Origin of the sequence: Pseudomonas fluorescens (genome assembly GCF_902497995.1) — a bacterium.
Taxonomy (GTDB): domain Bacteria; phylum Pseudomonadota; class Gammaproteobacteria; order Pseudomonadales; family Pseudomonadaceae; genus Aquipseudomonas; species Aquipseudomonas fluorescens_BK.
Window position 1 is genome coordinate 158,778 of sequence record NZ_CABVII010000004.1, and the last position, 10,513, is coordinate 169,290.

The 10,513-nt window shown below is 63.3% G+C and carries 14 protein-coding genes; 12 read left to right on the forward strand and 2 right to left on the reverse strand.

Going from position 1 to position 10,513, the window contains the following annotated elements:
- Positions 1-119: 119 nt before the first annotated feature.
- Positions 120-788 carry a DUF3313 domain-containing protein gene (locus tag F8N80_RS06485; RefSeq protein WP_150783489.1) on the reverse strand — a complete coding sequence of 223 codons (669 nt, stop codon included), beginning with the start codon at positions 786-788 and terminating at the stop codon, positions 120-122.
- A gap of 39 nt (positions 789-827) precedes the next feature.
- Positions 828-1,139 carry a hypothetical protein gene (locus F8N80_RS06490; RefSeq protein ID WP_150748940.1) on the reverse strand — a complete coding sequence of 104 codons (312 nt, stop codon included), beginning with the start codon at positions 1,137-1,139 and terminating at the stop codon, positions 828-830.
- 147 nt (positions 1,140-1,286) lie between these two features.
- Between F8N80_RS06490 and F8N80_RS06495 the strand changes: the two genes are divergently transcribed.
- From F8N80_RS06495 to F8N80_RS06550, 12 genes are all read left to right on the forward strand, one after another.
- Positions 1,287-2,012: a response regulator gene (locus F8N80_RS06495; protein ID WP_150783574.1), complete on the forward strand. Its 726-nt coding sequence runs from the start codon at positions 1,287-1,289 to the stop codon at positions 2,010-2,012.
- Complete coding sequence (locus tag F8N80_RS06500; RefSeq protein WP_150783490.1) at positions 2,009-3,343, forward strand: ATP-binding protein; 1,335 nt, start codon at positions 2,009-2,011, stop codon at positions 3,341-3,343. Before F8N80_RS06495 ends, F8N80_RS06500 begins: the two co-directional genes overlap by 4 nt.
- 258 nt (positions 3,344-3,601) lie before the next feature.
- Positions 3,602-4,162, forward strand: coding sequence for a DUF4255 domain-containing protein (locus F8N80_RS06505; protein WP_150748942.1), 561 nt, complete (start codon positions 3,602-3,604; stop codon positions 4,160-4,162).
- Positions 4,159-4,728: a hypothetical protein gene (locus tag F8N80_RS06510; RefSeq protein WP_150748943.1), complete on the forward strand. Its 570-nt coding sequence runs from the start codon at positions 4,159-4,161 to the stop codon at positions 4,726-4,728. Before F8N80_RS06505 ends, F8N80_RS06510 begins: the two co-directional genes overlap by 4 nt.
- Before the next feature lie 57 nt (positions 4,729-4,785).
- On the forward strand, positions 4,786-6,249 hold the full coding sequence (locus F8N80_RS06515) for a phage tail sheath family protein (protein ID WP_150783491.1): 1,464 nt from the start codon (positions 4,786-4,788) through the stop codon (positions 6,247-6,249).
- Positions 6,250-6,267: 18 nt separating this feature from the next.
- A complete protein-coding gene (locus tag F8N80_RS06520; protein ID WP_150748945.1) occupies positions 6,268-6,699 on the forward strand; it encodes a phage tail protein in 432 nt (143 codons plus the stop codon).
- Between the two features lie 10 nt (positions 6,700-6,709).
- Positions 6,710-7,150, forward strand: coding sequence for a phage tail protein (locus tag F8N80_RS06525; protein ID WP_150748946.1), 441 nt, complete (start codon positions 6,710-6,712; stop codon positions 7,148-7,150).
- Between the two features lie 10 nt (positions 7,151-7,160).
- A complete protein-coding gene (locus F8N80_RS06530) occupies positions 7,161-7,343 on the forward strand; it encodes a DUF5908 family protein (protein WP_150783492.1) in 183 nt (60 codons plus the stop codon).
- Between the two features lie 3 nt (positions 7,344-7,346).
- Positions 7,347-8,054, forward strand: a complete 708-nt coding sequence (locus tag F8N80_RS06535) for a CIS tube protein (RefSeq protein ID WP_150783493.1) — start codon at positions 7,347-7,349, stop codon at positions 8,052-8,054.
- A gap of 73 nt (positions 8,055-8,127) precedes the next feature.
- Positions 8,128-9,804 carry a type VI secretion system tip protein VgrG gene (gene vgrG / locus F8N80_RS06540; protein WP_224790655.1) on the forward strand — a complete coding sequence of 559 codons (1,677 nt, stop codon included), beginning with the start codon at positions 8,128-8,130 and terminating at the stop codon, positions 9,802-9,804.
- A gap of 11 nt (positions 9,805-9,815) precedes the next feature.
- Positions 9,816-10,103 carry a PAAR domain-containing protein gene (locus tag F8N80_RS06545; RefSeq protein WP_150783495.1) on the forward strand — a complete coding sequence of 96 codons (288 nt, stop codon included), beginning with the start codon at positions 9,816-9,818 and terminating at the stop codon, positions 10,101-10,103.
- A gap of 11 nt (positions 10,104-10,114) precedes the next feature.
- A complete protein-coding gene (locus F8N80_RS06550) occupies positions 10,115-10,513 on the forward strand; it encodes a GPW/gp25 family protein (protein ID WP_150783496.1) in 399 nt (132 codons plus the stop codon).

The window sequence follows — 10,513 nt, forward strand, 5'->3', positions numbered from 1 at the left end:
AAAATCAACCGCGAGTACGAGTTGAAAACGCCAAGCGAAGGCCCAGCATGAACACAAAAAAGGGATAGAGGTACGCGCTTGGCGAAAATTTTCGACACGGCCAGCTTCTGAACGGAGCTCTACTTACGGATGGCAGCGTAGGATTTACCCAAGTCGCTGGCCCAACCATCAAGCACCGCCTTGACGCTATCGGCGGTCATGACCTGTTTATCGTTGTCCAGTGGCACGCCCGTGCCCTTGCGGACCACTTCAGCAACGACATCCCCGGTCGCACCATCCTCGAATGACACTTCGGTAGCGATTTCACTGTCTTGGTCGCGGATGCCGGTGGCGGTGCTCACGCCGGCCGCGACCAACGTGACCGGCAGCCATTCATAGAACCGCAGGCCCTGGGTACTGGTTGCGATCCGGGTAATGGCGGGCCTCACAATCAGGGTGTCCGGACCGGGTTTCGAAGCCAGGGGCACCACCTTTGCGAGTTCGGACCTGAGCGCTGCATCGTAGTACCCGGTCACGCTGGAGAGCGTACTTTGTGGAATCCGCTCGGTCGGCTCAGCGCTCGGGTAAAACTGACTCGGCTCCAGGTAGACTTGTGTGTAACGGCCATTCATCAATACGGGGCTGACCCAGCTCAGAACGGTCTGACCTGAGGGCGCCTGCCGCTCCGCGAGTACGCTGTAGTCGTTCAGAAATCCCGTATACCTCTTGGGTTCGACTGTTTTGCTGCTGCATGCCGACAGGCTCAGGGTGGCTGCAAACAACAGCGACAGTGAGCGATAGCTTCTCATCAAGATGATTCCTTGTTCTGTTCGATGGCCCGCGTCTTTTCAGACGTGGGCGTGGGTTTGCGGGGTATTTTCCGAGTACTCGATGTGCAACTGACCCTGGGTCATGATCCAGTGGATGAGGCTGGCAGTTGGAATGGAGTGGGCGTACTCCACCCAATGGGCGCTGTCCGGGCTGTAACTTTCGAAGTAACGGCGCAGAACGATCTGACTCTGATCGTTTGCCAGCCCCAGGCACGACTCCTGGAAAAGGATCGGCGTATCGTGCTCGGATGCCGTGGTGCGTTGGGTCAGAATCAGGCGACGCTCGATGTCGTGTCCCTGCGCGGTATACCTGCTGTTCAAAACCTTCATGGAGGCCCCCTGGAATGGAATCCGCGCAGGGTGCCGGAGAGTTTTTGCCTGACGATGTCCGATTGATGTCAGCCGGGAAGAAATGTTGCTCGATTGAAATAAATGACCCGGCTATCGAAATGGTTTTAGATGCCTTCTTTTTGGCCCATGGATCCTGTGAACGTGAGCAGACTGCTGATCGTCGATGACGATGTGGAAATTCTGTCCTTGCTGAAGAAGTTTTTCGTTCGGCATGCCTATGAGGTGCAGGTGGCCCCCCATGGCGAGGCCATGTGGGCAGCAATAGAGCAGAGTCGACCCGACACCATCATCCTCGACCTGATGCTGCCCGGTGAAGGCGGTCTGAGCCTCTGCCAGAAAGTGCGGGCCCAGATGGGGATCCCGATCATCATGCTGACGGCCATGAGCGAACTGAGCGATCGCATTGTCGGTCTGGAACTGGGTGCGGACGACTACCTGACCAAGCCCTTCGCCCCCCAGGAGTTGCTCGCCCGCGTGCGCGCCGTGCAACGTCGTGCAGGCGAACAGAAAAGCCACGGCGGCGAACAGTCACGTCCGATCATCGTCTTCTCGGGTTGGCACCTGGATATCACCTGCCGCGAACTGCGCTCGCCCGAGAACGTGATGATTCCGCTGTCCGGTGGAGAGTTCGACTTGCTGGTGGTCTTCCTCGAGCATCCCCAGCGCATCCTCACGCGCGAACAACTGATCGACCTGACACACGGCCAAGGCCACGACGCCTTCGATCGCAGCATCGATGTGCAGGTCAGCCGGCTGCGGCGCAAGATCGAACCGGACAACAAGCGTCCGGACCTGATCCGCACTGTACGCAATGGAGGCTACATGTTCACCGCCAAGGTCACCCGCTCGTGATCGGCCGGATTTTGCGTCGCGACACCCTCAGACGCCGGATTGCCCTGACCATCGTCGCGGCGATGCTGGCGTCGCTGACCCTCAATGCCCTGTTCGTTCAGGTCGCGGGCACCTGGGCCCGCCCGCCCATTGAACGTACTGGCCTGCTGGAGCAGATTGCCGCGACCACGCGGGTGATCGAGGCTGCGCCTGCTCACTTGCGTGCGCAGCTGGCGGGCGCGGCGAGCAACCCCATGCTCGAAGTGTCGTGGAGTGCGCATCGCGTCGACTTCAATCTGCCCGCGGTCGGCGCGCAGTTCGAAGCCGGCAAGATGCCGGTGCTGCGGCAATTGCTGGGTGATGACCGAGAGATCGAAGTGTTCCACCCCAGCGACTGGCCGAAAGACAGCCCCCAGGGGCGTTATGTTGCACTCGTGCATCTCGTCGATGGCAGCTGGTTGTCGTTCACGCCACCGGAACGAAGCTGGGGCCTGAATGCAAGCGCGCGGATCGCGGTGATCATCGCCCTGGGTCTGGTCGCAACCTTGCTGGTTGCCTGGATTGCCACGCGCCAGCTGGCCAATCCATTGCAGCGTTTCGCCAGCGCCGCGAGGCGCTTCGGCGGGGACCTGAGCGCACCGCCAATCGAAATCGAAGGCCCCCAGGAGATACGTCAGGCAATCATCGCCTTCAACACCATGCAGGCGCAGATTCAGCATTTCATCGGTGAACGCACGCACATGCTCGCGGCCATCTCCCATGACTTGCGTGCGCCCTTGACGCGGATGCGGTTGCGCAGCGAATTCATGGAGGATCTGGACCATCAGCGCAAACTGATTCGCGATGTTGAAGAGATGCAATCGATGATCAACTCCGCCCTGGCTTTTTTCCGCGAAGACACTCACCTGGAGCAACCCACCGCGTTCGATCTGTCGGAGTTGCTGCAAACCATCATCGATGAATACCGCGACCAGAACACCTGCGTCGACTTCGCCGGCCCCGCGCACCTGGTGTATGTCGGTCGCCCGCTGGGCATCAAGCGTGTGATCGTCAACCTGCTGGAAAACGCCGTGAAGTATGGGCAGCGCCCACGCATCGCGCTGAGCTGTGACGAGCATTCGAGCTGCATCGAGGTCAGCGACGAGGGGCCGGGTATTCCCGAAGCGGCCCTGCAACGGGTATTCGATCCGTTCTTTCGCCTCGAGACCTCGCGCAACCGTGACACCGGCGGGGTCGGGCTTGGGCTCTCGGCTGCGCGCGCGATCGTCCGCGAGCAGGGCGGCGAACTGACCTTGAGCAATCGCAGCGGTGCAGGGTTGGTGGCGCGGGTGGAGTTACCCCATAACGGTTAGGGTCTGGTCATAGATGGATCCGACCAAGTGTCAGATGATCCGGACCAGCGGTCAGATGCTTCCAAAGTCCCTCGTCCCACAAGGGTTGAACGCGATTCGGCGGCGCCAGAGCATGGGCAAAAGAGGGGAGGAACATACTGTCGAGTTGCCACAACCCCCGGATATGGCACATCGCCAGCTTTTTTCGATTGACGTCAGCCAAACCCGGACTACCGTAAAGGCTGCTTGTGACTCTTAATCGAGAGATCAGGAATTCCTATGATCGCTGACGCTGTTGAGTTCATTCGCAAAGAGCTGCGCAGCTACCTCGGCATAGCCGATGCGCAAGCCATCGCCAACTCGGCGCGCAAGCTGGTTGAGGAAGCCAGCTCTCCTGGCGCCTACATCTCGCTGATCAACGTCCAGGAAGATCCAGTGCTGCGCAACACGCCGCACGTGGAGCGGCGCCAGGGACAATCCCACTACATCGAGCCGCCGGTCTACCTCCACCTGTACCTGTTGTTCGCCTTCAATTTCCAGAACTACTCCACCAGTCTCGTCCACCTCTCCAAGACCGTAGAACTGTTCCAGGCCAAGCGCTGGTTCTCTCCTGCAACGCAATCCGGGCCGGGCGCCAACCCGTTCCCGACGTCGCTGGAGAAGCTGGTGTTCGAAATGGTCAACATGAACTTCGAGGAGCTGAACAACCTATGGGGCGTGCTTGGCGACGCCTACTTCCCCTCCGTCGTCTATAAGGTACGGATGGTCAAGGTACAGCTCGACCAGACCGAACCGGCGCCAGAAATCACCACCATCGAACTGGACACGGTGATCAAGTGAGCATCGTCGCCTTCCGCCCCTGCCTTGGGGTGACCGTCAAAGATGACAAGGGCAAGGAGCTGACTGCTCTCGCCTTCGAGCCCACGGCCGACACACGGCGCTGCCTGAACGACCAGCGCCTGGTGTTCCGCCTGCGCGCCGCCGGCTTCCAGGTCTACGCCCAGTACAACCCGCAAGTGGGTAACCTGCGACTCGCGCCGATTACCCGACGCACCTCGCTGGTCTTCAGCATTCGCCTCAAGGAAGCGGACCTCCTCGAACGCTTCCACCCGGACCTCGACGCCACCACCGGTTCCAACCTCTACCTGGTCAATCTGGATGACGACGGTACGGTGCGCGCATCGGGTACGCTCAGTCGTGGCAATACGGTCGAGGCGGCCGATGCCGCACGCATCGTTGGCCGTCGCCCGCAACCCTCCGGCAGTCCCAGGACGGTTCTGTTCGTCAGCGACGAATTGGCGGGACGTGGCGCATTCGGCGCGCTCGAACTGGTGCTCGCCCCCTTCCCCGGCCCCGATCCCGCCGCCGGACGCCAGTACACCGTCACATTCCGCCGACGAAGTTGACCCTTCCCCCGGAGCAGTCCACCCCGCCCGCCCACCGCCCGAACAAAGGGACACATCATGCCCAGCTACAGCACCCCAGGTGTCTACGTCGAGGAAATTCCCGTCTTTCCGCCCTCGGTCGCGCCGGTTGCCACGGCGATCCCCGCCTTCATCGGCTACACCGAGACAGCCCTGGGCAAACAGGGGGAAGACCTCACGAAGACTGCCGTTCGCCTCAACTCCCTGCTGGAATACCAAGCCTGTTTCGGCAACCCGCCGGTCCAGGACATGGCGATCACCGTCAACAAACGCGTCACTGCGGGCGGCAAATTGTTGGGCGTCGCGGTGAGTTGGACCAGCAAACCCTCGTTGCCCACGCAGTTCCTCCACTACGCCATGCAGTTGTATTTCGCCAATGGCGGCGGGCCCTGCTATGTCTACTCGGTGGGTGCCTACGGCAATGCCACCAAAGTCGCCTTCACCGAGGCGATCGCCGCGCTGGAAGCGGTGGACGAACCGACCCTGCTGGTGTTCCCCGACGCCGTGAAACTCAGCGACGCCGACTACGGGTCGGTGGTCGACGCCGCCCTGGCCAGCTGCAACAAGACCCAGGACCGTTTCACCATCGCCGACGTGCGCAACGCCATACCGGCCGGTACCGACGACAACGCCGAGGTGACCAGCAACTTCCGCGCGCGGGTCAGCAGCAACACCGCGGACTTCCTCAAGTACGGTGCGGCCTACTTCCCCTACCTGTCGACCAATGTGCCGTTCGCCAGCGCCGACGCCAACGTCACACTCACCGCCTTTAACCTGATCACGGTGGCCGACAACGGCAGCGAGGCCTCGGCGGCGGTGCCCGACGCCGCCGGCAAGAAGCTCAACGATGCCTCGCTGGACATCCAGGGCAAGGAAACCGCGGTCTACGCGGCGATCCACGCCTTCATCGACGAAGCCTGCGTGACCGTGCCGCCGTCCGGCGCCATCGCCGGCATCTACGCCAGGATCGACCGCACCCGCGGGGTCTGGAAAGCACCCGCCAACGTTGGCCTGAACCTGGTGATCGGCCCGGCGGTCAACGCCACCAACGACCTGCAGGACGGCCTCAACATCGATGCCACGACCGGCAAGTCGGTGAACGTCATCCGGGCGTTCTTCGGCAAGGGCACCCTCGTCTGGGGCGGCCGGACCCTGGCGGGCAATGACAATGAATGGCGCTACATCAACGTGCGCCGCTTCGCCAACTTCGTCGAGGAATCGGTAAGGAAAGCCGTCGGCGCCTTCGTGTTCGAACCCAACGACGCCAACACCTGGGTCAAGGTGCGGACCATGATCGAGAACTTCCTGATCAACCAGTGGCGCGACGGCGCGCTGATGGGCGCCAAGCCGGAGCAGGCGTTCCGCGTCGTAGTGGGGCTCGGCCAGACCATGAGCGCCGAGGACATCTTCAATGGCTACATGATTGTCGAGGTTCACCTGGCCATCGTCCGCCCAGCCGAATTCATCGTCCTGCGCTTCATGCAGAAAATGCCCGAAGCCTAACCAGAGCGAGGCAACGAGATGAGTGACTATCCGCTTCCCAAATTCCACTTCCAGGTGCAGTGGGGTGGCGCGCGCATCGGCTTCACGGAGATCTCCGGACTCGACGTCGAGACCGAGGTCATCGAATACCGCGACGGCGCGCTGCGGGAATTTTCCAAGATGAAGATTCCGGGCATGCAGAAGTATCCCAACGTCACCATGAAGCGCGGCGTGTTCAAGTCGGACAATGACTACTTCAACTGGTGGAACACCGTGTCGCTCAACACCGTCGAGCGGCGCGACATCATCGTCAGCCTGCTCAACGAGGCGCACGATCCGGTGATGGTGTGGAAGATCAAGAATGCCTGGCCCACCAAGATCGGCTCGACCGACCTCAAGGCCGACGGCAACGAGATTGCCATCGAGTCCATCGAACTGGCCCATGACGGGCTGTCGATCCAGAACGAGTAGATGCGCCGCCATGAGCCTCTACCTGCCCCCGGTCGGCTTCCACTTCAACGCCAGGTTCGACGTGCCCGGAGCGACGGAGCGCGACGTGCGCTTTCGCGACGTCTCCGGGCTGACCATGGAGCTGGAGGAGTTCGCCTACAACGAGGGCGGCGAGAACCGCTTCTCGCACAAACTGCCGGTACGCGCACGCTACCCCGACCTGGTGCTCAAGCGCGGTCTGCTGGTGGATTCCGGGCTGCGCAAATGGGTGCTGGACGCCGTGCACAACCTGGTGATCCAGCCGGTGACCGTGTGGGTGACGCTGCTCGATGAGAGCCATGCGCCGCTGCAGACCTACACGGTGGTCGGCGCCTGGCCGAAGAAGTGGGTGATCTCCGACTTCAGCGCGGAAAACTCGGAAATTGTCGTCGAGACCCTGGAGCTGGCCTACCAGTACTTCCGCGTCGACTGAGGAGCGAAAGATGCCCGTCTTCATTAACGAAGTGGTAATCCGCAGTACCGTCGACCAGCCACAGTCGGCGCCGGGCACACAGCCCGTCCAGCCCAGCGGCACGCCCGTCGACCGCGAGGCGCTGGTCGCCGAGGTGACTCGGGCGGTGATCGACTACATGGAGCGGGAACTCGACCGGATCGGGGAGCGCTGATGCATGGACGGTGCCCTGCTCAAGCTGACTATCATCCCCTTCGAGGACTCCGAAGGCGCCATGGGCCCGCCCGCCGGGCCACCCTTCATCGTCCAGTACAACCCTGAGACCTACACCGACACCACCGAATTCAAGTACGGCCCCGATGAACCGCCCCAGGGTTCGGCCGGTTCCGAGGCCAAGTTTGAGCGGGTCAACCCGAAGAAATACAACTTCGAGCTGATGCTTGACGGCACCGGCGTATCGCCCGCGCCGCCGCCGAGCGGCGCACTGGACGCCGTGGCACCCTCCACCGGCCTGTCGGTGGTCGCGCAGCTCGAGCTGTTCAAGCTCACCGTCGGCTTCAGCGGCAATGTGCACCGCCCGCGCTTCCTGATGCTGGTGTGGGGCCGGCTACTGGTGACCACGGTGCTGGAAAGCTACTCCATCGCCTACAAACTGTTCTCCCCCGCTGGCCTGCCGCTGCGCGCAAGCATGTCGGTGACCTTTCGCGAGCACACACCGAAGGGCTTCGGCGAACGGCTGAAGAACCTCGCCTCGCCGGACATCAGCCACGCCCACCGGGTACTGGAAGGCGAACATCTGTCCAAGCTGGTCTACGACGTTTACAAGAACACGGCCCATTACATGAACGTGGCCGAGGAGAACCAGCTCGACACCGTGCGCAGGCTCGCCCCGGGAAGCGCCCTTTATCTGCCACCGTTGAGGTGAAGGCATGCCCGGCCCGCCCGAATTCGACACCAGCCCGACCCACCTCACCACCTTCACGGTGAAGGCGGCAGGCATGGCACTGGGCGCGGAATACGGCATCGTCTCGATAGAGATCCGCCGTGAGGTCAACCGCGTGCCGAAGGCGACTATCGTCCTGCAGGATGGCGACGCGGCGAAGCAGACTTTCGCCCTTTCCGAGGGGTCGACGCTGATCCCCGGTGTCGAGGTGGAAATCCTCGGTGGCTACTCCTCCAAGGAAAGCACGCTGTTCAAGGGCATCGTCACCCGCCAGCGCATTGAGGTGGGCCGACGCGGCGGCTCGCACCTGAACCTGGAACTGCGCGACCCGGTGTTCCGCATGACCCTGGGCCGCCGCTCGCGCAACTTCAGCGATGTCACCGACTCCGATGTGATGGAGCAGATCATCGGCCTGAACAAGGGCCTCAGCGCCGACGTGACGGCGACCAGCCTGAAGCATCCGCAGGTGGTGCAGCACCAGGCCAGCGACTGGGACTTTCTGGTCATGCGCGCGGAACTGGCCGGCTTCGCGGTGATCTGCATCGACAGCAAGGTGAGCGTGGCGCCACCCGCCGTGGCCGGTGCGGCGCAGATTTGCGCGATCTTCGGCCAGGGCCTGTTCTGCGCCGAACTGGAACTGGACGCCGAAACCCAGTTCACCAGCGTCGAGACCGGGGCCTGGGACATGGCCAACCAGGAACTCATCAGCAGCCAGTCCGACGACGTGGCGACGCCAGGACCGGGGGACATTCCCGGCAGCGAACTCGCCAGTACCGGCGGGGTCAACTCGGCCCTGCGCCACCCCGGCGCACTGGACCAGGCGATGCTCGACCAGTGGGCCGCCGCCGGCATGGGCCGCGCGCGCCGTGCGTCGGTACGCGGACGCGTGCACGTGCAGGGCAACGCCGCGCTGCTGCCCGGCGTACTGATCGACCTGGGCGGACTCGGCAGCCGCTTCAACGGCCCGGGCTTCGTCTCCGGCGTGCGCCACCGGTTCGACCATGGTGACTGGGTGACCGAAGTGCTGATCGGCTCCGACCCCAAATCCCACGCCGAACGCTATCCCGTCGCCGCACCCGCCGCCGCCGGCCTCGCCCCGCCGGTGCCGGGCCTGCAGATCGGCGTGGTCGCCGCGCTGGAAAGCGACCCGGCCGGCCAGGACCGCATCCAGGTGCGCCTGGCCACCATCAGCGAGACCGACGGGCTGGTCTGGGCACGCCAGGCGCTGCTGGATGCCGGCGACAAGCGCGGCACCTCGTTCCGCCCGGAGCTCGACGACGAAGTGGTGGTCGGTTTCCTCGACGGTGACCCGCACCACCCGGTGATCCTCGGCGCGCTGCACTCCAGCGCCAAGCCGAATCCGCTGACCGGCGCCAACGACAACCACAAGAAGGCCATCGTCACCCGCGCCGGCATGCGCATCCACTGGGACGACGAGAAGGTGATCGCCACCATCGACACCCCGGCCGGCAACAGGATCGTGCTCTCCGAGGACGGCAAGTCGATCCTCGTCGAGGACCAGAACGGCAACAGGATCGAGCTGAATGCCGACGGCATCGCCCTGCAAAGTCCTGGCGACATCAAGCTCAAGGCCACCGGCGACGTGAAGATCGAAGGCACCAACGTCGAGCTGTCGGCCAACGCAAGCTTCAAGGCCAAGGGTTCGGGTGGCGCGCAGCTCAGCTCCAGCGCCAGCACCGTGATCAAGGGCTCGCTGGTGCAGATCAACTGAAGGAGAACGCCATGCCCCCTGCCGCTCGCGTCAACGACCTGCACGTCTGCCCCATGGTCACCGGCACGGTGCCCCATGTCGGCGGGCCGGTGTTCGGCCCCGGCGTCGCCACCGTGCTGATCGGCGGCCTGCCCGCCGCAGTGGTCGGCGACAGCGCCAGCTGCTCCGGCCCGCCGGACAGCATCGTCGCCGGCTCCGCCACGGTGATGATCGGCGGCAAGCCGGCGGCGCGGATGGGCGACAGCACCGCCCATGGTGGCAGCATCGTGCTGGGCGATTTCACCGTGATCATCGGCTAAGGAGATCGGCAATGGCATTGGAAGATCCCTTCATCGGCAGCGGCTGGAGCTTCCCGCCGGCGTTCGACCGCAAGGCCGCCAGCGTGAACATGAGCAGCGGTATCCGCGAGATCGAGGAGAGCCTGCAGATCATCTTCGGCACTGTCCTCGGCGAACGGATCATGAGCCCGCTGTTCGGCTGCGCGCTGGACAGCATGGTGTTCGAGGTGATGAACGCCTCGCGCATCGCCTACCTGGAGAACCTGATCCGCACCGCGATCATCTATCACGAGGCGCGCATCGACGCCGACCGGATCACCGTCGAGCCGGACCCGCTCGCCGGCTGCCTGCTGATCGCCATTGGCTACACGGTGCGCGGCTCCAACTCGCGCTTCAACTTCGTCTTCCCCTACTACCTGAACGAGGGTTGA